We start from the raw sequence: 24223 nt of genomic DNA, 5'->3' as shown, positions 1-24223 counted from the left end.
CCATAGGTGGAGGAGAAAAGGTGAAGAAAATAGCAATTGTAACAGGGGCAACTCGTCTGAATGGAATTGGTGCAGCTGTATGCAAGGTGCTTGCTCAAAAAGGAATAGACATTTTTTTCACGTACTGGTCTCAGTAGGATAAAGCGATGCCGTGGGGAATGCATGACAAAGAGCCCTTTTTGTTGAAAGAGGAGATTGAAAGTTTAGGTGTGCGCTGTGAAATGGCAGAAATCAATTTATCGCAGTCATATTCGCCAAACCGTTTGTTTTATATGGTATCAGAACGGTTAGGTGATCCATCTATTTTAATTAATAATGCAGCGTATGCTACTCATACGAGAATCGAAGAATTAAATGTAGAGCAGTTAGATAAACATTATACAGTAAATGTTCGCGCTACTATGTTATTAAGTTCATTATTTATAAAACATTATGCAAGCAAGGCGAGTGGCCGTATTATTAATCTTACTTCAGGGCAGTCACTCGGGCCAATGCCTGAGGAACTAGCATACGTAGCGACGAAAGGAGCAATTGAAGCATTTACAAAATCAGTAGCACCAGTTGCGATGGAGAAGGGGATTACAGTGAATGCTGTTGATCCAGGACCAACGAATACAGGATGGATTACAGAGGAGCTGAATCATCATTTAGTATGGAAGTTTCCACAAGGTAAAGTAGGAGAACCGGTGGATGCAGCACGCTTAATTTCTTTTTTAGTCAGTGAAGAAGCAAAATGGATTACAGGGCAAATTATTCATTCGAATGGTGGTTACTCATAAATATATTATGTTGACAATTGTTGAGAAACAAAAAAACGAAAGAAAATTTTATTTTTTTGTATAAATAAAATGTCAAGAAAGAGAAAAATTTGATAGAAGAGTATATCGTCATATGAGGATCGTAATTCTTTATATGACAATATACTCTTTTTCTTTTAGTAAAGAGAAGAAAAATGAAGTAGAAGAAACTCGAATATTTAAATTGTTTTATCGGTTTTTGTACGTATTATTATGAAGATTACTGTCGGGAAAATGATAATTCGTATGAAAAGGGATTTTTTAAGGGGAAATCGAATCGTAAAGGGGAGGATAAATTACGTAAACATAGGGGGATTTATATGAAAATGAAAAAGGTCGCTATCGCATCGATAACAATTGGTACAATGCTTACTATGGCAGCTTGTAGTCCTTCAGCAGATAAAGAGGCAGAAAAGAAAGAGCAAGTAACAGCGCAAAATGAAGGAGAGGCAAAAACGACAAGCGCAGACGAAGCATCAAAAACAACGAAAGATACTGAAAAAGAAACAAATACTTCTTCAAATGAAAAAACAGATAAAGATGCAAAAAATACGAAAGAATCATCAGGAACAGAAAGTAACGGTAAAACATCAACTCAAAATGAGAATGTAAAAACAAAAGAAAAAGAGACGACAGGAAAGACGAATGATCAAACGACTAGCGGGAAAACAACAGATCAAAGTACAAGTACAAACTCAGACGGAAAAACAACGAAAGATCCGAAGAAAAACGTAGCGGTGAAAACAAATGTAAAAGAAGTTGCGGCATTAATTGATAGTTTAGACAAGCAATTAGCTGCGAATCCGAAATTAGAAACAGTAAATAAACTTGGAAAACAAATTAATGCAAAGTGGGATGTAATTGAGAAAGAGTTAGAAACATCACACCCAGCTGAATCTAAAACAATTGGACAAAGTATGTATCCGTTAATTGTAGGAGCGGAGAAAGAAAAGATAGATATTACTAAAATGAAGTCATTGACGACGAAAACGAAAAAAGATTTAAATCAGTTATTAACGAAACTTTCGTAGTTTCAAAAGCCTACTTGTGGGAGTAGGCTTTTTTTATGTTGAGAGTGTAATGAAAGTTTATGGGAATCATAATGAAAAAGGATGGTGATAAGAGTGACAATCGATCGAATTTGTACAATTGGGCCAGCAAGTAATAATAAAGAAACGTTAGCGCAGTTAATAAGCAATGGTATGAAAATTGTTCGGCTAAATTTATCACATGGCACGCATGAAAGTCATAAAGATATTATTCGTTTAGTGAAATCGTTAGACGATTCTATTAAAATTTTAGGCGATGTACAAGGTCCTAAAATAAGGTTAGGTGAAATAAAAGGAGAACAAATTACGCTTCAGGCGGGAGATTCTTTTATTTTACATACGCAACCAGTTACAGGGAGTAGTACGGAAGCAAGTGTTGATTATGAAGGGATCGCGAATGATGTGAAAGTCGGAAGTAGAGTTTTAATGAATGATGGTGAAGTTGAGTTAATCGTAGAGAAGGTAAGTACGGATAAAATAGAAACAAAGGTCAAAGCAGGTGGTAATATCTCATCTCATAAAGGGGTGAACTTACCAGGCGCAATCGTTCGTTTACCGGCTATTACAGAGAAAGATAAACAAGATATTCAGTTTCTTTTAGAAGAGGGTGTTGATTTTATCGCATGTTCTTTCGTAAGAAAACCTAGCCATATAAAAGAAATACGAGATTTTATACAACAGTATAAAGAAACCTCACCTAATTTAATTGCAAAAATAGAAACGATGGAAGCGATCGAGAATTTTCAAGATATATGTAAAGAAGCAGATGGAATTATGATTGCAAGGGGCGATTTAGGAGTAGAGTTGCCGTATCAATTTGTTCCGCTCTTGCAGAAAATGATGATTCGGGAATGTAATCGAACGAATACATATGTTATTACAGCGACACAAATGCTTCAATCTATGGTAGATCATTCTATTCCAACAAGAGCTGAAGTAACTGATGTGTTTCAAGCTGTACTGGACGGAACGAATGCCGTTATGCTTTCTGCTGAAAGTGCATCAGGCGAGCATCCAATTGAAAGTGTAAAAACATTACGTCTCGTTTCAGAATTTGCTGAGCATGTGAAAAAAGAAGGTCCTTTTGTGATGAAAGATGTACTGGAATTGCTGCATAAGTCTTTGGATACGTGATGAATAAAAAAGAGGGCGGATATGCATCCGCCCTCGTCTGTTTCATTCCTATTCTTCTTGCTCTTGCTCATCCAAAATCTTTTCAAATGCAGCAGATACTTTATCAAACTCTTCATCATTTTCAATGTATGAGAATTCATTATCTTCTTCTACTTTTAAAAAGAAAATATCAATGTCTTCCTCAGTTTCTGTTTGGATATCCTCCACAAAGGCAACGGCAATATATTCTGCGCCTTCGACATCCATCGCTCCAAGTACTTCTACTTCTTGCTCTTCGTTATTTTCATCACTAAGAGTAAACACTTCGCCAACTTCAATATCAGACATATTCATTCTCCTCCTGTCCAACTCTAATCAATAGAGCGTTTAAACTGCATACATACTAATATAGTTTTCCATGAAAAATGAATTTCATACGTACGAAAAATCAAGTTCTACGTCTTTAGTATGCGTACCAGCTTATAAGGAGGATTATTTTTTACGTGTTATATCTCATAGTAACTACCTGATTAATCAAATGAGGGTATGTATTCATGCCCTCTTTTTTAAATAATAAAATAGTAGTGATATGTAAAGCAATCAATAGTAGTAAAGGTATCCCATAAAGGTTAACACGACTTAGAAATAAAAAACAAAAAGGAATCAATAAAAGATGATAGATCCCTGTAGTCCACTTTAGTGCTTGGATGTAGGTTTTCAAAGTGAATCCTCCTAAAATAAGTAATATCTATATATTACTTATTTTAGGAGGTAATTGGATATTAATTATTTGTAGATTTTAGTAGAATATAATTTTTTTATGTTAACTAATTATTGGTTATTTATAAAATAGAAAAACCAACTCAATAAGGGGAAGGGACGTTATCCACATTGATCAGAAAGTAAGTGAAAAATATTTGACTAGATTATTAAGTTAATCTCAGTTGTTTAAAAACTTGTATACGAGATTCTATAAAGGGATGAAGGTGCTTTTTATTTAAGGGATAATATATCCATTGCTTTTAGGGAACAGTAATTCAAAACTTAAAACAATGGAGGTTATCATAATGCAAAAAATGCTTTTTTCGTTCTTATGCATATTTTGTTTCGTAATTGGAAGTACTTTCACTGTTCATGCCTTTTCTCCAAAGCATTTACCGATTTCTCAAACGTCAGATCGATGGAAAATAGAAATTAAGCAACCTGAGAAAAAAACTGGTTTAGTTACATCTAAAAAGGATGTTTTTGATACGTATGGTTTCGAGGTTCAAGATATCGGGAAGGACGCTTATCATGTAACCGTTGAAGTATTTCGAAATGAACCAGATTCCCAGACGAAGTATGAACTTTTCACTTCTAAAAAAGATCATGTGTTAAGTAAAGAAGTTGCTTTTAATCATGCGAATTTTCCTATATCCGTTCAGTCTAATGAACTTGAAGTTATTATAACTTGGCAAGAAAAGCCTTCTAGGTTGCTAAAAGATGGACAAAAAGATTGTGAGTCGGAAAGAAAATATAAACAGACATTTACATTTAAAGATTAATAAATAACAGTAAAAACTCCATTATTAAATGGAGTTTTTAGCTTACATAGATTATGCTTTAGGAAGGATTCACAGCTATAACTTAATGGGTATATTACAATAATTATTAAATGTATTATCTTTCAAAGAAGAAAGCGGAACCTTCACCTCACTACCTTCCTTCATATTCCGGAGCACAACAGTTTCTGTACTAAGTTCGTCTTCCCCAATAATAAGCACATAAGGGATATTCTCTTTATTGGCATAATTAAGGGCACGTTTTAATTTGCGTCCTGCTAGTTCGAGTTCGATTTTTAAGGAAGTGGTAGAACGTAATTGCTGGACGATTTGTAAGCATTGCAATTCTGTCCCGAGCGGGATGATAAATACATCCGCTGTAGATGATATCGTTTCTTTCTGTGATAGTGCTGTATAAATAACGTCTAAACCGAATGAAATACCGACTGTTGGATAGCTCATATCATCACCGCGAAATGCGCCAATAATATTATCGTAACGACCACCGCTACCGATGCTAGATGTAATCGATCCATCTTTTAAAAAGATTTCATACACGGTACCTGTATACATTGTCAGTCCTCGCGCTAAAAACGGATTAAATATAGCATTTTCATTTATTCCAAGAGCGATTAAATATTGTTGTAATTGTTGTAATTCGTTTACTCCATCGGCAACGAGGGGATTATTGAAAGCTTCTTTAAAGTCAGCAATTGTAAGCTTTAGACAAGATAAAACAGTATTACATATCGTATCAGCCATTTCTTCAGAAATTCCGCGCTCTAATACATCTTTTCGTACACCATCTATCCCAATCTTTTCGATTTTGTCTAATGATAAAATGACGTCACTCGTTCGTTCAGTAAGGATGTTAATAGATTCGAGAATACCGTTTAACAATTTTCGGTTATTATATTGGATCGTTACTTCTAAGTTTAACGTTCGGAACAGTTCAAATGCCATGCTCATAAGTTCCGCTTCTGCCATGACAGACTCTACACCGACTATATCAACGTCACATTGTATAAACTCACGAAATCTTCCTTGTTTAATTGGCCCATCTCGAAATACTTTTCCAATTTCATACCGTTTAAAAGGGAGGCGGATGTTCGGATTCATTGCAACGACTTTTGCGAATGGAATTGTTAAATCATAGCGTAAGGCAAGGTTACGTTTTCCTTGATCCTGAAGCGTATATATTTCTTTTAAAATTTCATCACCACCGCCGTACTTGTATGACATAAGCTCATACATATTTAACGTTGGTGTCTCTAACGGTTTACAGCCATATCGTTCAAACGTATCTTCACAAGCTCTTTTAATTTTATTTCGCAACACTTGTTCCTCTGGTAAATAGTCTTTCGTTCCTTTTACATTTTTTATTTCCATTGTAATCACTCCTTTTTTTAATTAAAAAAAGCTATGCAGGTATAAAAATACCCACATAGCTTTATGAACGCTTCGTGGGTCAACAGGAAAAGCCCTGTACCCACGAAGAAAAATTTTTCTTCGGATACACGGCGTTACGTATGATGATGAAGTTGGAAAGAAGTATTAACATTTCGCATTACAAATCTCTCCTTAACATAAGTTTTTTTCAAAGTATATCAGATGATTTTTGAATTATCAATATTTTTAGTTTTGAAATATACGTGAAGTTATGTAGGAGAAGTGGAAAAGGGTGTATAATAAAACTTAATAATATGAAATAACCTTTTAAGGAGAACGTTATGAAAAAAGATAAAACAAATGCGATGCGAATATTAGATAAAGAAAAAATTGAATATTCGATGATGTCATATGATCCAGATGATGGGAAAATTGACGGCGTATCAGTAGCCGGGAAAATTGGACGAGAAGTGAAAGAAGTATATAAAACGTTAATCGCTCAAGGAAATAGTAAAAATTATCATGTGTTTATTATTCCGGTAGATGAGGAACTAAATTTAAAAGCTGCCGCAAAAGCAGTAAGTGAAAAGAAAATTGAAATGATTCCTGTAAAAGATATTACGAAAGTGTCAGGATACATTCGCGGCGGTTGTTCACCAGTCGGAATGAAGAAGTTATTTTCTACATGTATTGATGCGAGTGCTCAATCACTTGAAACAATCATTGTAAGCGGCGGGAAAATTGGTGTACAAATTGAGCTGAAAGTGGATGACTTGGTGAAAGTTACGAGAGCTCAGTTTGGTGAAATAACGAAATAATGATACATAGGAAAAGAAGTTCTAGTTTTATTAAGTTTAGATAAGAAGTTATAGGATAGTTAGTCCATTATGGGGCTGATTATCCTTTTTATTTACATACTGGATAAACTGAACCATTTGTTTGGCTTTGAGGGGGAGGACTTTAAATAAACAAGAAGAGTTACTCACAAAGATAGACAAAGGAAGGAAGAGTGTTTTAATGAAAGTTTAAGAAATGCCAGTATGTTTGAAAAAAACTATGCTAAGAGCATGCAAGATTTTATACAGTTTTTTTGCTAATCCAGTAACAAACAAGAACACTAAAACGATACCAGGATAGGAATGTATAAAACATGTATAGATTCATAGAAATAAAAAAGAAGGTTCCCTTGTGAGAGCAGGGTTCTCCTTTTTCCTTGCTACTGATAATGAGATGTTATATGAACTACATATGTATATAATATTCACCCGAAAATGAGATAGTTCTTGTTCGGCTAACTGACAAGATAGTTCAATAAGAAAAGGACTTTATAAATCAAAAAGAGAATGATGCTATATGGGTTTCTTTTTCCTTTCCCTCGAAAAAAAGGGAGTAAATTATAGAAAGTATTGAGCTTAATTTAGAATATTGTAGGGTGGTAAGTCGATGATAGGAATAAGTATAGCAACTAAGTGGGAATATGAAGCGACATTGGAATACTTTAGCATAAAAGATAACGAGCGTTTCGGTTATCCTTATGGCGAGTATTTCATGAGAACAATTAATGATACTGAACTTGTTTTTTATAGTACCGGTGTAAGAAAAGCAAATGGTGTTGGTGGTAATCAGTATATGATTTCTAAATTTAATTTAACTAAAGTAATCGTTGCTGGAACATGTGCAGGAATAGATGATAGGTTCAGTAATTTGGATATTTTTGTACCAGATAAAGCCGTTCAATATGATTGCACAGTAAAAGAAATTGAGCCTTTTATTAAACAATCCTTCATAGTCGATATCGATCTATCAAGATATGGAAATGATTTTTACACCGGAACAATTGGCACCGCTGATAAAGCAGTAGTTATGTGGAAGGACTATTTAGAACTTAAAGAAAACGAAATAATAATAGCTGATACAGAAGCGGGTGCAATTGCTTATATCTGTAAGAAGAATGATGTTGAGTGCATTATTATAAAAGGAATATCTGATTTTCAAACAGATGAAAGTAACTCTGATAAATTTGAATCGAACATTGAACAAATTAATGTTTATTTAGAAAACACCCCCAAAGTTATGAATAAAATATTTGGCGAATATTTAAAAAGATTTATTTAAATAAATTTAAAGTTAATAAAAAAGATAAAAATAGTCGATTTCCATTGTATTAGGAAATCAGCAAAGTTATCCAACTTCCAATAACGATAATTATGTAAATAAGCTGTTCACTGGATTCCCATAGAAAACTGTGATGAGATGAGATTTTTGATTTTGAAGTACTTCAAAATCTTAGCTAGGTGGCTATGTATCGGTACCCCACAATAAAAAGAGGCTGTCTCATAAGTCTCTTTCGAAGTAAGATCACATGAAATTGAAAAGGCAGAAACGTTATAAAATCAGCGTTTCTGCCTTTCGCTTTTTATTAGATTTTGGCTAAAAAGCACCTTTTGGGACAGACTCTTTGATTTTAGAGACATGTTTCCTAACAGTTGATTTTGTTAACGAAAGTCGACTTTAAATCTATATTTTGTGTGAAAAAAGAACATATAATAAAAGTATGAGGTGATGGTGTGAAGGAGATAAACATTCATAAAATAATTGCGGATAAGAGAAAAGAAAAGGGAATTACACAGGAAGAGTTAGCGGCGTATATCGGTATTACGAAGGCATCTGTTTCTAAGTGGGAGACAGGGCAGAGTTATCCGGATATTACATTTTTACCACTGTTAGCATCGTACTTTAATATAAGTATAGATGAACTAATCTGTTATACACCGCAAATGGAACCAGAAGATATTAGGGATTTATATCATAGACTAGCGGAAGCTTTTAGTGAAAAACCGTTTGATGAAGTAATGATGGAGTGCAGAGAAATAATTAAAAAATATTATTCTTGTTTTCCGTTATTACTTCAAATGGGACTACTTTTTATTAATCACCATATGTTAACAGAGGATACGGATAAAAGAATTGAAATGTTAGAAGAGGCAATGCATCTCTTTAGCAGAGTGCAGGAAGAAAGTGATGATGTTTCTCTTGTGAAAGAGGCGGTATCGTTTCAAGCAACTTGCTATCTTATACTCAATAAACCGAATGAAGTATTGCAATTGCTTGGCGAAACGATACGTCCTAACGTTCCAGAGGAAGATCTAATCGCACAGGCGCATCAAATGCTTGGAAATACTGAAAAGGCAAATGAAATAATGCAAATTAGTATGTATCAACATTTAATACAACTTGTTGCGACAATACCGAATTATGTAGTAATAAATGCCTCAAGCGCTGAAAAGGTAGAAGTAATTTTAAATAGAGCTTTTATGTTAATAGATATATATGAAATAGAAACATTGCATCCCAATATGACTTTAAAAGTATACTATGCTGCTGCGCAAGTATATTGTATGCAAGGCAATTTTGAAAGAGCATTAGAAATGTTACGGAAATATGCAGCGGTTTGTGCGGCGAGCTTTACAGTAAATAGTCTACATTTACATGGAGATTCTTATTTTGATGCGATTGATGGATGGTTTGCAGAATTTCCACTCGGCGCTAAAACAGTTAGAAATGAAGAGATTATAAAGCGAAGCATGTTACAAAGTATTGCAGAGAATCCAGTTTTCACTCCGATGAAAGATGAAAGAGAGTTCAAAAATATAATAGTGAGTTTGAAATTCAAATTAGATATAACTGAATAGAAGGAGGACTAATATAATGACCTTCGATGAATATGAAGTAGCGATAAATAGTGAATTTACGTTGCAAGGTACGATTACTAAACCGAAAGCTGGCGGGAAGTATGCGGCGGTTATCATTATTGCTGGATCTGGGGAAATTGATCGTGATGGAACGATATTACCGCTAAAGCTTGAGTCGAACATATATAAAGATTTAGCACATGTAATGGCGAAGCTTGGAGTAGTGACGCTCCGTTTTGATAAGCGCGGGGTAGGAAAGAGTGAAGGGGAATTTCTGAAGACTGGAATGAGGGATTTAGTTAATGATATAGAGGCTACGATTACGTATTTAAAAGAACAACCATTTGTTGATCCGGAAAATATCATTTTAGCTGGTCATAGTGAGGGGTGTATGTTAGCAACTGTAGTAAACGCAAGAACACCAGTTAATGGGCTTATCCTTCTTACAGGAGCTGCGGAATCATTAGAAGAGGCTACGAAAAGACAAAGAGAAATTGCATATAAAGAACTAAAAGAACAGAAAGGAATAAAAGGAAAACTAATGCGTCTTCTCAATGTGGAGAAACGTGGAGAGAAGCAGATGGAAAAAATAAAAGAGAAAATGACGAACACAGAAAAAGATACGATTAAAGTTGGTTTTAAACCGATGAACGCAAAGTGGTTTAGAGAGCATTTTCAGCATGACATTTATAAAGATTTACAACAAGTAACATGTCCAGTGCTAGCGATTGCTGGTGATAAAGATATTCAGGCTGATCCTGAAAAAGCGAAGCGAATTGGTGATTATGTGAAGGGGGATTCTGAGGTACATGTAATAAAAGATATGGATCATAGTTTGAAAAGTTTTGAGGGGGATTTTAAAGCTTTAGAGTTTAAAAAGAATTACGAAGAAGGGGCGAGAAAGCCACTTCATCCAGAGGTGGAAGAAATAATTGCGAATTGGATGGATACGTATTTTATCTCGCAGTATGCTGGCAGTAAGACATCCACCTTAAAAATCTGCGAAAGCGAGGAAGTTAGAAGGGAGAGTAACTGCTTGTAAAAGCCTGATTGGTGTGGGTACCTATGAATCCTACACCAATCGGGCTTTTTTGTAATTGTCGTTTCAATCCCACGAAGGAAACAGCATTCTTCAACTAACTCTATTACAGAAGCCGCTACACCCTCATCACAATGATTCTTGAAAGAACCTATCATAAGAAATTTTTCTTTTTAATTTATAATAAAGATTAAAAAAATGTGAATTTCATAGAAAAAGAACGACATATGAAGTAAAATGTCATGTATAGTTTCTATCATTCTCTTTTATAATTGTTTGAAATGTTCTTACATATTGATTTATCTGGGAGAATGTATAGATTTCGATTGATTATATGTAATGAAAAATGAAGGTGTTATGTAACTATTAGGATGTACATTAGAAGAAGTGTGAGGAGGAAGGTATATCTATTAAAATAGCAAGATATACTAAATTAAATATGAGTATTAAATTGAATAAAAAAGTAGTAGCATTAACAGCAGGACTAACAGTATTATCTTCATCGATGGTATCGTTCGCAGAAGAACAGCCATCTGTAAATAACCATCAATCTATAAGTATTCAGGAACAAAGCGGGACAGATCAACTTCAAGTATCAGAAGAACAAGTTTTAAAAAGTATTGAAGAAAGTTTTGAAGGGGTAGATGGACGCGGTGGAGGTACTATCAATAATAAGAAAGTGGACAGTCTTCAAAGTTCAGAAGGTATTTATGAAGAAACGGGTACATTAACGGTTCCTCACAATTCAAATAGAACAAAGCGTAGTCTTGCTTTCTCAGCACCTACAGTTTCTAGTACGATAAACGGGGTTCCATTCACGGAATGGATTGTTCCAACAGGTAACGATAATATTCGCCCTCAAAATCATATGATTCCAAAGTATATTACAATTCATGAGACTGATAATAAAAGCGTAGGAGCAGGAGCTAAAAGCCACGCTCAATACTTATATAACCAAGCAGTAGGAGAAACAGACCGAGCTGCATCATGGCACTTTACAGTAGATGATAAAGAAATTTATCAACACTTACCATTGAACGAGAATGGATGGCACGCAGGAGATGGTGATGGGCCGGGTAATAGAGAATCTATTGCAATTGAAATTGCAGTTAATAGTGATGGTGACTACAATAAGGCAGTCGATAACGCTAAGAAACTTGCAGCTTATTTAATGAAAGAAACGGGTGTACCATTAAACAACATCGTAAAACATCAAAAATGGAGTGGTAAAAACTGTCCCGATATGTTGATTAATAGTGGACAATGGGTACCATTCGTAAATGGCATTGAAGGATATTATAATAAATTTTATCAACCGACAGACGATATAACAGGAGGTTGGTATGAATCGGCTATTCGTGATTTGAACAGAAGAGGTATTATGGTAGGAGAAGGAAACGGCATTTTTGCGCCTAATAGATCTGTAACAAGAGCTGAGTTTGCGCAATTAATCTCGAATTCTTTAAGTCTTCCAGCTGGAGATGCAACGTTTAAAGATTTAAATGATGTAAATTCAACTTTACGAGATGGTATTAAACGTACTGCAAGTGCAGGCATCATTTCTGGTAGAGGAGACGGTAATTTTGACCCTAACACACCTATTACAAGAGAAGAAGCAGCGGTTATTGTAAATAAAGCTTTACAGTACAAAGGAATAAATGGACCATTGGTAAACTTACCATTTACAGATAAAGGTCAAATTATCTATAAAGAAGCTGTACAAAGATTATACGGCTTAGGTATTGTAACAGGTATGGGAGATAACCTATATGTCCCTAAAGGAACAACAACTCGTGGTGAAACTGCAGCATTCATTTTAAACATGCTTCAAGTTATTGAAACTGGGAATGTTCAAAAAGGAATTGGTACGGTTGAAATAAATGGTATTGGAGTAAATGTTCGCAGCGGAGCAGGATCTAGCTACTCTGTTGTTAGAAAAGCAAGCAAAGGTGAACAAGCTACAGTATACGAAGAAAAGAATGGTTGGCTAAGAATTGGTACAGGTGAGTGGGTTTATAATGAGCCTAGCTACATCGTCTATACGAAAGATAAAAATTAAATAGTTACGAGTAAGTCATACATCACATATCTCATGTATTCCCAGGCAATGGACAGCATTTTCTCCATTGCCTGTTTTTGTGTTTCAGTTTTTTAATAGTTAAATAAAAATTTAAAATGGGGTTAGAAGGAAGAGTAATTGCCTGTAAAACATTGACCGTTTTAGGTTAGTTTAGTATATAGGTTTTTCAGTTTTTTCGTAATTTTGTATTTGTGAACGAGAGCTTTTGTTATTACACTATCTTCATTTTTTATCGGCAGAGTGGGGTGAAATATAGGATATTGCAATCCAATTAAAGTTTTACTTTTTCCATAATGCAGTTTTTATATAATATGAAAGTGAACGGTTATAACTACTTAAAATATAGCCGTTTCTTTTTTGCGAATAGAAAGGAAATGAAATCATGGAAAAATCAATAAAAAGTGAATTAATTGGAATGTTTATCTTTAATGAAACTTTTCAGACATATGAACAAAACGAAGGAAAAGTACATTGGGAATTGGATGTTAGAAATGAGCATGTACACGTATATGAAATGATAAAAAGAGCAGAAAAGCTTTATATATGCTTAGAGGAATTTGATAAAAATGCTAAGGTCGCTATAGCGAAAGAATTAATAGAGTATAAAAATGATTTTTGGCCTGAATATGATGAGAATGATGAACATTTAGATTGGGATGCTGTAGATGCAGGAGAATATGATATGACGAAAGAAACATTTGAGCAGTCTATTACTCTTATGGATATTGTAATGAGAGAAAATGATATATATTGCGAGTATAATGATGGAGATTTATTTGGAGGACATAGAATCCATGCTTCTTTTGACTACGAGTATAATTTGTTAGATGCAGAGATTTAGTTTTGAAAGATGAAAGTAAAAAGGATTGATTACTATAATCAATCCTTTTTGTCATTATTATAAGATAACGGTGAGATAAATAGATAGAGAGTTGCATAGTTTTAATACGGCCCCCACTCAATATTAACCCCAACAATAAGAAAAATAAGTCCAATAATAAACCAAATGAATGCAAGTGGAGCCATAAATCGAATCCATTTGCCATAAGAAATGCCGCTCGCTGCGAGAACGCCCATTAAAACACCGGAAGTTGGATTGAGGCAGTTCACTACACCTTCGCCGAGCATAACAGCTTGTACTGTAACTTGGCGTGTAATGTGCATGAAATCAGCTAATGGAGCTAATATCGGAATGAAAATCACAGATTCACCTGTCCCGGATGAAATGAGGAAATGTAATGCGGCACTACTTACATACATACCGATAACGCCAAATACAGGGCTTTGTCCTTCGAGAGACTGTGCGATTTGGTTAACAATTGTATCAAGTAATTTGCCTTGTTCTAAAATGACTGAAATACAACGAGCCATTCCGACGATCAAAGCACCGTATATGAGATTTTGGCAGCCTGCTAGAAAAGTAGAAGCGATATCGTTTGCTTTCATACCACCTATTATTCCCGCTGTAATGGCGATGAAAATAAAGGTAGCGGTCATTTCTGCGTCTGTCCAATGTAGGCGGAAAGCGCCTATTAAAAATACAATTAAGGATAAAGCTGAAACGAGTAAAATTAATTTGTGACGTATTGTCCAAGGAACTTCAGTTTTCTTTATTTCTTTCTCACTTGAAAGAGCATTACTTGGAAACCAGTTATCTCCGAGTATGCTTCCTTTATTCGATTTTTTTAAGCGTTTTACGTACCAATTAATATATATAATCGTAGCAAGTAAAAAAGAGATATAAATCGCCGTACGTAAACCAATTCCCGAAAACATCGGAAGTTCTGCGATTTTTTGTGAAATACCTAAAGGTGAGGGAGATAAAATAGTAGCATTAAAACCAGCATAAGTGCCTAAATAAATAATTGCTACGCCAACGATAGCGTCCCATTTCAATGTGCGTGCAACGATGATGCCGATGGGGATAAAGCCGATAACTGAGTTAACGATAATACCAGTCGTTCCGAGAATAGAAAAGAGTGCGGCGACTATACAAATGAAAAGGAATTGCTGATTACGAAATTTGTTAATTACATGATAGATTAAACCGTCTAGAGCACCTGTTTTTTCAAGAATGGCAATAGCTCCGCCCGTAAATAAAATTAAAAAGATGATAGGAGCAGCAAGTGTCATTCCTTTTTCAATAGCGGTAAAAAAAGAAACAAACCCTACCGGTGATTGCGGAACAGAATGGTAACTTCCTGGTATTGTCGTTGTAACAGTACCATTTGTAACTCTTTTAAATTCTCCAGCAGGAACGAAATAAGTAGCTATTGCACAAAGCAGAGCAATAAAAAATAGTAGTACGTACGCGTCAGGCATTTTAAACTTTCGTTTACTAGGTTGTTTTTTTACTTCAGTTTGTAGTTGCATAAAATCCCTCCTTTTTCACTTAGTTAATTTTTAATATTCTGAAATTTATCTGTGAAATAGATTATAATAAAGGTGGCTTCTTAAGGCAATAGTTTTTCTGTCCTTTTCCCGCACATACAAATTATTGCAACATTAGACAGGGAAACGAAAATAATCCAAGAATATGTTAAATAGAAAGTAAAAGGAAAAGAGGGAAAAAGATGTGGAAAACTACGGATCTATGTGATGAGTTTGAAAAGGAATTGCAAATATGCCGCCAATCTTTTCGGTCTTTTGGGAAGAAAGAACAATTTCACGGGAAAATTGCAACGGTAAAAGTGAAGGATGATAATGTACTAGTGAAGGAAGGATTGCAAACATTACCAGAAGGAATGGTATTAGTTGTTGATGGCGGCGCGTCTACGAATTGTGCGTTACTCGGTGATAATTTGGCAGCTATTGCAGAAGAAAGAAAGCTAGCAGGAATTATTGTGAATGGATATGTTCGTGATTCTAGTGAACTAAAGAATGTTAATATAGGTATTTTAGCGTTAGGAACAATGCCGAATAGAAGTGTAAAAGAAGGGAAAGGAGAACGAAATATTTCATTGCAATTTGGAGGAGTAGAATGGAAGCCAAATGATTATTTGTATGCGGATGAAGATGGCGTCATTATTAGTGAAAAAAGTTTGCATCGTTAAAGGTTAGTAAGTTACTATTCTTAGAAAATAAATCCGATAAAGCATGGACAAAATTCTATGTCAATAGTAAAATAATACAGAAATTTATAATTTACAGAATGTATAGGTTTATCGTTTTGCGATAACTTAAATGGAAGTCAGTTTTGCCTAGAAAAGTGAATGTTATCACAATGATACGTTCATGAACAAAATTATTTTTCCTATACAAATATAGCCGCGAATGATGCGGGTAGGAGGTGTTGCACAGTTTGTTCGACACTTACAAAAAAAGAGTGTCAATTGCACGCCCTTGAAGGGCCTTTTTTTGTGTGAATAGTAGTAAGGGAGGAAATTTTGGGATGGCAATGTTAAAAAAATGGCTGCTTACGTCGTTAATGGCAGTTACACTTGTATTTGTTTCTTTTGCAAATACAGTACATATTACGTTTGCTGAAGGAAATACAGCAAAACTTGCAATTGTTGGTGAATCACAAAAGGGCATTATGTTATGTCCGAAAGAAGAGCAAATTAAAGATGGGGAAACAGCGTTAAGCTTGCTGCAAAAAGTCATGGGGGACAAAGTAGAAGCTGAAACGATGTCGTTTGGAACGTATGTAAAAGGCATTGATGGATTAATGGCCGGGGCTACAAGTGGCTGGCTGTATGATGTAAATGATAAATCTGCGGAAGTTGGAGCGGATAGTTATAAATTAAAATCTGGAGATGTTGTTGTTTTCCGCTTTGTTTCAGACTGGAGCAATATGAGTCAAGAAACATTACAACAAACATTAGATAAATTTGGTACTTGTAAAACGGTAGAAGAACCAAAGACAGATGATCCAAAACAAGAAAAACCAGAAGAACCAAAAACAGATGATCCAAAACAAGAAAAACCAAAAGAACCAAAGACGGATGATCCAAAACAAGAAAAGCCAGAAGAACCGAAGACGGATGATCCAAAACAAGAAAAACCAAAGCAAGAAAACATTCAAGTTCCAGCAGCACAAGTAAATGACGCAATCTCTAAAACATCTGAAAAGATGTTACAAGATGGAATTGAAAGCGATTGGGTAGCATTAGGCCTTTCTCGTTCTGGAAAGAATGTTCCAATCGAGGCGAAATTAAATTATGTTAAGGCTGTAACTGAAAAAGTAGAAAAGCGCATTAACCGTTTTTCAGCGACAGATTTAGCTAGAACGATTATTATGATGAATGCAATGAATGCAGACCCAAAAATGGTAGGCGAACATAATTTAGTTCAAAAATTGTATGAATCAGATAAAGTGAATTCTGTTACAGGTTATACATTTGCTTTACTTGCATTTGATACGAAAAAATATGAAATTCCAGTAGATTCAAAATGGAATCGAGTTGCTTTAGTAGATGCACTTTTAAACGCGCAACATACAGATGGCGGCTGGACTTACGATAGCGCAAGCAGTAAAGATAGTGCTAGTAGCGTTGATGTAACAGGTATGGTTTTATCAGCATTAGCTCCTTATCAAGACCGAGCAGATGTGAAACCAGCAGTGCAAAAGGCTGTCGCATACTTATATAATGAACAACTAGAAAATGGCGGTTTCTCTGCTGATGGACAAGAGAATTCTAATAGTGCTGCGCAAGCTATTATTGGATTATCCCTTGTGAAAGATGTAGATCAAAACCGTCTTCATAAGGCAGTGCAAAATCTATTGTCATATCAACTTCCAAATGGTGAATTTAAATGGTTACCAGGCGATCAAACCGGTAGCGGAATGGCAACAGAGCAAGCATTATTAGCTTTACTTCAGTTTAAAGATCTTGGAAAATCGATTTATGACTGGTCAACTGAATCTGTTACTGAAATTAATCCAAAACCAAATGTAGATTCAGAAAATGTTGTGGTGGAAAAAGAAGTTACTGAACAACCAGAAGAACAAAAACAAGTGCAACAAGAAACAAAAGATGACACTTTAAAAGTTGTTGTGGATAACGAACCGGTTAAAAATAAAAAATCCGGAAACGGTAGCACATTACCAAAAACAGGAGCATCTTCTCATAGTGCAGCGACAGAAGTAGGTATGGGTGTATTATGTATTGCTTCTGCATATGTATTATGGAGACGTAAAGCAGCTTAACAAAAATTAGGAGCAATCATTTGCTCCTAATTTTTAATATGAAAGGTGAGAGGCAACATGAGTAAGATGAAATGGTTTATTTCTTTACTGCTTTCACTTGGGCTACTTGCCGGATGTGAAGAGGCAGCGGTAAAGCCTGAGAAGAAAGTAGAACCGAAGCAAGAAGAAGTAGCAAAACAAGAAGAGAAAAAAGATGAAGCGAAGCCGGAAGAAAAACCGGAGGAAAAACAAGCTGAACAAGAGCAAAATAAGCAAGACGAACAGAAAGAAAAGCAAGAGCAAAAAGTAGAAGAGAAGCCGAAAGAAGAAAAGCCACAAGCACAACCGGAAGTAAAGAAAGAAGAAAAAACGCAGGAACAGCCTGTCGCTACTAAGCAACCAGAACAACAAAAAGCACAAGAAGAGAAACAACAAGAGAAACAACCGAAAGCGCAAGAAGTAAAAGAAGAAGCAAAGGTTGTGAATCAGCCGAAGGAAACACCGAAGCAGGAGCAAAAAGTTGATCCGAATAAAGAGGAGAAAACGATACCGACTCCGCACGTCCCAAATTCTGAACAACGAAAACCAGACCCGGTTCCACCACCAAAACCACAAGCAAAACAAGTTACGATCTCAGTAAAAGGTAATGAAGGATATTTATTAGGTGCAAAAAAGGTGGATGTACAAGACGGCGATACTGTTTATAAAGTATTGCAGCGTACAGGTTTAGATGTGGATGCAAGTGGATCTAAAGGCGATGTTTACGTAAAAGGTATTAATGATTTATATGAAAAAGATATTACCGCTACTAGTGGATGGAAATATCGTGTGAACGGGGCATTTCCAAATCATAGTGCAGGTGTAGTAACAGTTAAACCAGGAGATACAATCGAGTGGGTGTATGTATTAAAATAAGAAAGGCATTTGGTAAAGGACTATGAAAATAAGTTTTTCTTCTTTACATCCTTTTGTGAATTTTTCCTATTATATCGGGGTGATGATACTATGTATGATGTGTCTTCATCCTCTTTTTTTAATTGGAGCAATACTATTAATTGTTATTTTAAATGTGATGCAAGGGAATAGCGAAAAGGTAAGAAAGATGTTACCGAGCACAATCGTTTTCTTTTTTATGGTCATTTTATTTAATTCGCTATTAACACATAGAGGCCGAACTACGTTATTTTGGTTAGGTGATAGCCGTATTAAACTTGAGGCAATTATGTTTGGAGTAGTAATGGGGTTATTACTAGTTGCGATTATGTTTACGTTTGCTTCGTATAATGATATTATTTCAAGTCATAAATTTTTATATTTGTTTTCTAGAATTTCACCGAAAGTAGCATTGTTAACGATGATTACAGTGAGATTTGTTCCTTTGTTTATGAGAAGATTACAGAAAATAACACTCGTCCAAAAGACGAAAGGTGTACAGGTAGATGCAGGTTCCATTGTGGAACGTGTGAAAAATGGTATGCAACTATTGCAAGTATTATTAATTTGTTCATTAGAAGATGCACTGCAAACGGCAGATTCTATGCAAGCTCGTGGATTTGGTGTAACGAAACGTACGACATATATTCGCTATAGAATGGAAAAACGAGATTGGTATACGCTCAGTTATTTAAGTATTCTATTTATAGTTGCTATTATATGTAGTACGTATGGCGGGGGAAAGTTAATCATTTATCCGAAAGTCGAATCTATTTTATTTCAGCAATATGATGGGATGATGTTTGTTGTATTTACGATGTTTATTAGTTTACCAATCATAATGGAAGGACGGGAATGGATATGGTGGCGCATGCAGAAATAAACAATTTATCATTTGTATATGCTGATGAAAACGAAAAAGCGTTACAGCATATTTCTCTTTCTGTTCAAAAAGGAGAGTTTATTGTACTTGCTGGAGGATCAGGATCCGGGAAGACGACTTTATTAAAACATTTAAAAAAAGAATTACTTCCAATTGGTAAGCGTACTGGGGATACATATTATGATGGTACTTTATTAGAAAATGTACCGGACTTGTTATCTGCCCAACAAATTGGCATGGTATTTCAAAATCCAGAAAATCAGCTCGTAATGGATACGGTCATTCAAGAATTAGCATTTTCCTTAGAAAATATCGGATTACCATCACATATTATTCAAAAACGAATAGCCGAGCTTATTAGTTTCTTAGGATTTCAAGATTTATTGCATCAATCTGTTCATACGTTATCTGGCGGGCAGAAGCAACTTGTCAATTTAGCTGCCGTATTAGTTATGCAGCCGAAGTTACTATTATTAGATGAACCAACTGCGCAGTTAGATCCAATTGCTGCGAAAGAGTTTTTAGGGTTGTTAAAGCGTATTAATGAAGAACTTGGCATTACGATCGTTTTAAGTGAACATCGTTTAGATGAGGTAATACCACTTGCTACGTGCGTTATTTGTATGAGTAACGGCCAAATCGTGTATGACGGTAGTCCGAAAACAGTTGTAGCAAATATGTGGGAAGTAGAAGGATTTCGTCCATTTATTCCACAAATCCCAAGATTGTTTTTAGAGTGGAATGCGAAAGATATACCATTTACAGTGCGAGAAGCACAAATGAAAATGAATGATTTTTCAGCGATATCATATGTAAATGAGCCAATAGTACAAAGGGAAAAGCAAGAAGTCATTTTAAGTGCAGAGCATATTTCGTTTCAATATGAAAAGAATAGTCCGCTCATTTTACGAGATTTAACAGTATCGATTGAAAAAGGAAAATGGGTAGCTCTCGTTGGAAAAAATGGCACAGGGAAGTCTACACTGCTAACGATTTTAGCGGGATTACAAAAAGCGAGAAGAGGGAAAGTAAAGTGGAATGGGAAAGTGATACATAAAATTGATTCGAAAGAACGATTTAAAAGTATCGGGTATGTATCGCAGCATCCATATTATCATTTTACATTTGATACAGTGTGGGACGAGGTGTATGAACGAGCGCGTGAATTATACGGAGAACAAGGAAAAGAAATAGCAGAACAGCAGCTTAAAAAGTTTTGGCTATATGCACTTAAAGAACGCCATCCGCATGATTGTAGCGGGGGAGAGCAACAATTACTTGCATTATGTACGACGTTATTGTCAAAGCCGACTTTATTATTACTGGATGAACCGACAAAAGGACTAGATCCGTGGAAGAAAGAAAGGGTAGGAGAGTTATTTAGGAAACTGCAAAAAGAAGGGACAACAATTGTAATGGCAACGCATGATATTGAGTTTGCAGCGAAATACGTGGATCAATGTATGATGTTATTTGATGGAGCAGTCATTATGAATGATGCACCGAAAGAATTTTTTAGTGGCAACTTCTTTTATACAACCTCTATCAATCGATTTATTCGAAAAGAATTGCCATATGCATTAACGTGGGAGGATGTGTACGAAGCGTGTCCAAACGATATGTTGCATTCATAATATGTATTTTTGCAGTGATGATAGGTACATTACTTTTTACTACACTTATCATGGACGGTTATTACATGTTAAGTAGTTTGTTTTTATTAGTTGTTATTATGTTACCTTTCTATATCCGTTTTGAAAAGAAGGCGTTTGTTTCACGTGAAATTGTTCTCGTTGCTGTGTTAGCAGCAATTGCAGCAGTGAGTCGTGTACCATTTTCTCTTTTACCAAGTGTACAGCCGACTTCTTTTGTCATTATTGTTTCTGCAATTGTGTTTGGAAGTGAAACTGGTTTTATGATTGGTGCAACAGCGGCTATCGTATCTAACATTTTTTTAGGACAAGGTCCGTGGACGCCGTGGCAAATGTTTTCATGGGGTATGATTGGCTTTATAGCTGGATTATTGCGGAATACGTTTTTAATGAAAAAGCTATGGGGAAGACTTCTATACGGATTGTTTGTTGGATTTTTATTTGGCTGGATTATGAATTTCTGGGGGCTTCTCGGTTTTATACGAGAGGCGACATGGGAAACAGTCATTTCGTATTATATCGCAAGTTTTTATTTCGATTTGAGCCATGCGATTTCAAATGTTGTGTTCTTACTACTATTTAGTACGTCTTGGATTACGATTCTTACAAGATTTAAAAAGAAATATGGCATATTGGATAAGCATAACATGGTATAGAAAAGCATACTCATATAAGGTAGGGTCGCGACTTACATATTCGTTTGCCTCTTTCATGCTTCTTACATATTGTAAGGAGCATTTTTCTGTATATTTTTTAATTATAACGGCAATAATTATGAAGTATGCCATTTGAAAAAATGTGAACGGTGTAATCGCAGCGTTGAATAGCTTGTTCGATCGCATAAAGAGATTGCTCAATACGAGCGCGATTAAAATCTTTTTCAACAGTCTGTAGTGCTTCTTCTAAACAATGTTTTGCTTCTTGTAACGATTGAAAAGAATCTTGTACATATCCACGAGCATTTTGATGCATTTCATAATCCTCCTTGCATACTCATATATGTATAATATGAACAGTAAAGAAGAAAATATAATTCGTTATATTTGTTTGACAATTAAAATGAAATTACGTATAGTAAGAATTAAGCGAATATTTTCTTATCCAGAGAGGTGGAGGGACTGGCCCGATGAAACCCAGCAACCGCGATGCAGGTGCTAATTCCAGCAGAACAAATTTGTTCTGGGAGATAAGATGAAGATATATACGTAACTTCTTCTTATCGGAGAGGTTTTTTTATTGCAAAAAAACCGATTACGAAAATTTATATTAAGAAGAAAGGGGTTGCGCATTGCTGTGACACTCGAAAAATACGTAAAACTGCGTAGTACAGTTTATGAATATATGATAGAGCAAGATAAGCCAATATCATTGTTAGATATTCAAGAACATATCGTTTCGCATCATGAAGGAAAATTCACGAAAAAGATGTTACATCAATTTTATTTATCAAGATTATTAGATGAACTGAAACTGGATGGGAAAATTACATTAGCTGATGAATATCTCTATGCTGAAAAAGGGGTATTTTATAAGGCGAGAAAAGGGAGCTAAGCTCTCTTTTTTTGAAGTATGTAGAGTAAAAGACTGCTTAAGCAGCCTGATACAGGGAATGGTGTTGAGTGTGTAGTGTCAAAAATTGAATGTGCCTGAAAGAGGCAATTCATATCGGCTGCAAATGAAAAGAGACACCTTCGCCGAATAGGTGTCAGTCGTTTTGTCATATAGACTTGCTATTTGACAGTTATTAGAATAACATGCAGTGGCTCTAGAAGTCAAAAGGGAATTAAAGGAAGAGGTGTTGTTATGTACGCTTATTTAATAAAAGAACTATATAGGTATATCCCGAAACACATTATTGATAGAGGGTATGAATATTATGAAGATGGACATGTAGAAGATGTAGAAATACATAATAATAAAGTATTTGCATTTGTGACTGGTAATGCAGGGAATTATGAAGTAGTGATTGAACTCGATGATTTTTCAGAAAGTAGTTGTGAGTGTCCATATGAAAATTATTGTAAACATATGGCGGCGGTTGTTTATGATATTCAAAGTGCTGGCGAGAGTACGGTTAAATCGGAATTGCAAGGTTTAGAAAAAGAAGAGTTACTTATAGTATTAAACCGGTTGTTACAAAGTTCAAAAAACGTGCAAATTGTAGAGAAGATGTTAAAGAAGGGGAAACTTTAACTTATGAGGGAGTTGTTTTGTAGTGAATGTACTAATTGTATACGCTCATCCTAGTCCTTCAAGCTTTAACGCGGCGATTTTAGAGCATGTGCAAAAAGGATTGCAAGAAACTAATCATTCGGTTACAGTACTTGATTTATATAAAGAACAATTTGATCCCGTCCTTGTCTTTAATGAAGAGAAGAAAAGACGTGATTTAGTAAATGAAGAGGAAACAGCCCGGTATAGAACATTAGTAGAAGAAGCAGATATGCTTCTATTCATCTATCCGATATGGTGGTGGGGGATGCCAGCTATTTTAAAAGGATTTATTGATCGCATTTTCGTAGCTGGATTTGCTTATAAATATGAAGGGGCCCTGCCGAAAGGCTTATTGAAAGGTAAGAAGGCTTGGGTAATTAATACGTTAGACTCACCGTTATGGTACGTCGCATTACTATATCGATCAGCGGAGTGGATTATAATGAAGAGAGGTGTTTTACGTTTTTGCGGCATTCGCGATATAAAACGGTCAGTATTTCAATCTGTGAAAACGAGTAAACGAGAGAAGCGGGAAAAGTGGTTATTACAAATAGAAGAAAAGGCTCGTACACTATGAATGAAATGGAACGTATTATAAAGTGTTGCGGGGATGACAACGAACTTTTGCGAACGTATATTACAGCCCTTTCCGAACGGGAAAGCCCATCGCCTTTAGGCATGGGATGAAAGTGAGGTTGGATACGGAGTACCAC

22 protein-coding genes, 2 pseudogenes and 1 riboswitch are annotated in these 24223 nt (G+C 35.3%); of the genes and pseudogenes, 19 read left to right on the top strand and 5 right to left on the bottom strand.

Annotated elements, in window-relative coordinates; all coding sequences use genetic code 11:
* Positions 1-20: 20 nt before the first annotated feature.
* The 3 genes and pseudogenes from PDQ68_RS09635 to PDQ68_RS09625 all read left to right on the top strand — a co-directional run bounded on the left by PDQ68_RS09635 (position 21) and on the right by PDQ68_RS09625 (position 2980).
* Positions 21-779 (top strand): annotated as a pseudogene (locus PDQ68_RS09635) (SDR family oxidoreductase).
* Between the two features lie 338 nt (positions 780-1117).
* Complete coding sequence (locus PDQ68_RS09630; RefSeq protein ID WP_000782528.1) at positions 1118-1828, top strand: hypothetical protein; 711 nt, start codon at positions 1118-1120, stop codon at positions 1826-1828.
* Between the two features lie 81 nt (positions 1829-1909).
* Positions 1910-2980 (top strand): pyruvate kinase, encoded by a 1071-nt coding sequence (locus PDQ68_RS09625; RefSeq protein WP_080444158.1) that lies wholly within the window; start codon positions 1910-1912, stop codon positions 2978-2980.
* Between the two features lie 48 nt (positions 2981-3028).
* On the opposite strand, the gene PDQ68_RS09620 is transcribed toward PDQ68_RS09625, so the two are convergent.
* Complete coding sequence (locus tag PDQ68_RS09620) at positions 3029-3313, bottom strand: DUF1292 domain-containing protein (protein ID WP_142337657.1); 285 nt, start codon at positions 3311-3313, stop codon at positions 3029-3031.
* 160 nt (positions 3314-3473) lie between these two features.
* Positions 3474-3680: pseudogene (locus PDQ68_RS09615) on the bottom strand (hypothetical protein); the annotation flags it as partial.
* 346 nt (positions 3681-4026) lie between these two features.
* On the opposite strand from PDQ68_RS09615, the gene PDQ68_RS09610 reads away from it, so the two are divergent.
* Positions 4027-4503 (top strand): hypothetical protein, encoded by a 477-nt coding sequence (locus PDQ68_RS09610; protein ID WP_061183572.1) that lies wholly within the window; start codon positions 4027-4029, stop codon positions 4501-4503.
* A 75-nt stretch (positions 4504-4578) separates the two neighbouring features.
* On the opposite strand, the gene PDQ68_RS09605 is transcribed toward PDQ68_RS09610, so the two are convergent.
* A complete protein-coding gene (locus PDQ68_RS09605) occupies positions 4579-5889 on the bottom strand; it encodes a histidine--tRNA ligase (RefSeq protein ID WP_270786665.1) in 1311 nt (436 codons plus the stop codon).
* A 341-nt stretch (positions 5890-6230) separates the two neighbouring features.
* On the opposite strand from PDQ68_RS09605, the gene ybaK reads away from it, so the two are divergent.
* From ybaK to PDQ68_RS09575, 6 genes are all read left to right on the top strand, one after another.
* Entirely contained in the window at positions 6231-6707 is a 477-nt protein-coding gene (gene ybaK / locus PDQ68_RS09600; protein ID WP_000710870.1) for a Cys-tRNA(Pro) deacylase, read from the top strand.
* 625 nt (positions 6708-7332) lie between these two features.
* Entirely contained in the window at positions 7333-8004 is a 672-nt protein-coding gene (locus PDQ68_RS09595; protein WP_061183570.1) for a 5'-methylthioadenosine/S-adenosylhomocysteine nucleosidase family protein, read from the top strand.
* A gap of 452 nt (positions 8005-8456) precedes the next feature.
* Positions 8457-9581 carry a helix-turn-helix domain-containing protein gene (locus PDQ68_RS09590; protein WP_061182657.1) on the top strand — a complete coding sequence of 375 codons (1125 nt, stop codon included), beginning with the start codon at positions 8457-8459 and terminating at the stop codon, positions 9579-9581.
* A 16-nt stretch (positions 9582-9597) separates the two neighbouring features.
* Positions 9598-10623: an alpha/beta hydrolase family protein gene (locus tag PDQ68_RS09585; RefSeq protein WP_061182658.1), complete on the top strand. Its 1026-nt coding sequence runs from the start codon at positions 9598-9600 to the stop codon at positions 10621-10623.
* Between the two features lie 436 nt (positions 10624-11059).
* Positions 11060-12679: an S-layer homology domain-containing protein gene (locus tag PDQ68_RS09580; protein WP_061182659.1), complete on the top strand. Its 1620-nt coding sequence runs from the start codon at positions 11060-11062 to the stop codon at positions 12677-12679.
* 403 nt (positions 12680-13082) lie between these two features.
* On the top strand, positions 13083-13541 hold the full coding sequence (locus tag PDQ68_RS09575) for a DUF2262 domain-containing protein (protein ID WP_061182660.1): 459 nt from the start codon (positions 13083-13085) through the stop codon (positions 13539-13541).
* 101 nt (positions 13542-13642) lie between these two features.
* On the opposite strand, the gene PDQ68_RS09570 is transcribed toward PDQ68_RS09575, so the two are convergent.
* Positions 13643-15073, bottom strand: a complete 1431-nt coding sequence (locus PDQ68_RS09570) for a YfcC family protein (RefSeq protein WP_061182661.1) — start codon at positions 15071-15073, stop codon at positions 13643-13645.
* Between the two features lie 200 nt (positions 15074-15273).
* Between PDQ68_RS09570 and rraA the strand changes: the two genes are divergently transcribed.
* The 6 genes from rraA (at position 15274) to PDQ68_RS09540 (ending at position 21952) form a co-directional block, all read left to right on the top strand.
* Positions 15274-15753: a ribonuclease E activity regulator RraA gene (rraA, locus tag PDQ68_RS09565; RefSeq protein WP_016718063.1), complete on the top strand. Its 480-nt coding sequence runs from the start codon at positions 15274-15276 to the stop codon at positions 15751-15753.
* 338 nt (positions 15754-16091) lie between these two features.
* Positions 16092-17849 carry a DUF4430 domain-containing protein gene (locus tag PDQ68_RS09560; protein ID WP_061182662.1) on the top strand — a complete coding sequence of 586 codons (1758 nt, stop codon included), beginning with the start codon at positions 16092-16094 and terminating at the stop codon, positions 17847-17849.
* Between the two features lie 57 nt (positions 17850-17906).
* The gene (locus PDQ68_RS09555; RefSeq protein ID WP_270786664.1) at positions 17907-18743 is read left to right on the top strand and encodes a DUF4430 domain-containing protein; all 837 of its coding nucleotides are present in this window, start codon (positions 17907-17909) and stop codon (positions 18741-18743) included.
* Between the two features lie 22 nt (positions 18744-18765).
* Positions 18766-19644, top strand: a complete 879-nt coding sequence (locus PDQ68_RS09550; protein WP_061182664.1) for an energy-coupling factor transporter transmembrane component T — start codon at positions 18766-18768, stop codon at positions 19642-19644.
* The gene (locus PDQ68_RS09545; RefSeq protein WP_270786663.1) at positions 19617-21278 is read left to right on the top strand and encodes an ABC transporter ATP-binding protein; all 1662 of its coding nucleotides are present in this window, start codon (positions 19617-19619) and stop codon (positions 21276-21278) included. Before PDQ68_RS09550 ends, PDQ68_RS09545 begins: the two co-directional genes overlap by 28 nt.
* Positions 21251-21952 carry an ECF transporter S component gene (locus PDQ68_RS09540; protein ID WP_016718059.1) on the top strand — a complete coding sequence of 234 codons (702 nt, stop codon included), beginning with the start codon at positions 21251-21253 and terminating at the stop codon, positions 21950-21952. The genes PDQ68_RS09545 and PDQ68_RS09540 overlap by 28 nt, the downstream gene beginning before the upstream one ends.
* Before the next feature lie 97 nt (positions 21953-22049).
* Here the strand turns inward: PDQ68_RS09540 and PDQ68_RS09535 are convergent, their stop codons facing one another.
* A complete protein-coding gene (locus PDQ68_RS09535) occupies positions 22050-22268 on the bottom strand; it encodes a hypothetical protein (RefSeq protein ID WP_061182666.1) in 219 nt (72 codons plus the stop codon).
* A 122-nt stretch (positions 22269-22390) separates the two neighbouring features.
* A riboswitch (SAM riboswitch) is annotated at positions 22391-22489 on the top strand.
* A 100-nt stretch (positions 22490-22589) separates the two neighbouring features.
* Between PDQ68_RS09535 and PDQ68_RS09530 the strand changes: the two genes are divergently transcribed.
* The 3 genes from PDQ68_RS09530 (at position 22590) to PDQ68_RS09520 (ending at position 24087) form a co-directional block, all read left to right on the top strand.
* A complete protein-coding gene (locus PDQ68_RS09530; RefSeq protein WP_000171475.1) occupies positions 22590-22847 on the top strand; it encodes a hypothetical protein in 258 nt (85 codons plus the stop codon).
* A gap of 252 nt (positions 22848-23099) precedes the next feature.
* Positions 23100-23489 (top strand): SWIM zinc finger family protein, encoded by a 390-nt coding sequence (locus tag PDQ68_RS09525; protein ID WP_061182667.1) that lies wholly within the window; start codon positions 23100-23102, stop codon positions 23487-23489.
* 22 nt (positions 23490-23511) lie between these two features.
* Complete coding sequence (locus tag PDQ68_RS09520; RefSeq protein WP_061182668.1) at positions 23512-24087, top strand: NAD(P)H-dependent oxidoreductase; 576 nt, start codon at positions 23512-23514, stop codon at positions 24085-24087.
* Positions 24088-24223 lie beyond the last annotated feature (136 nt).

Origin of the sequence: Bacillus cereus group sp. Bc010 (assembly GCF_027716745.1) — a bacterium.
In the GTDB taxonomy this organism is placed as follows: Bacteria; Bacillota; Bacilli; order Bacillales; family Bacillaceae_G; genus Bacillus_A; species Bacillus_A pacificus.
Note: the sequence above shows the minus strand (reverse complement) of the source record. Positions and strands in the feature narration are given on the sequence as shown.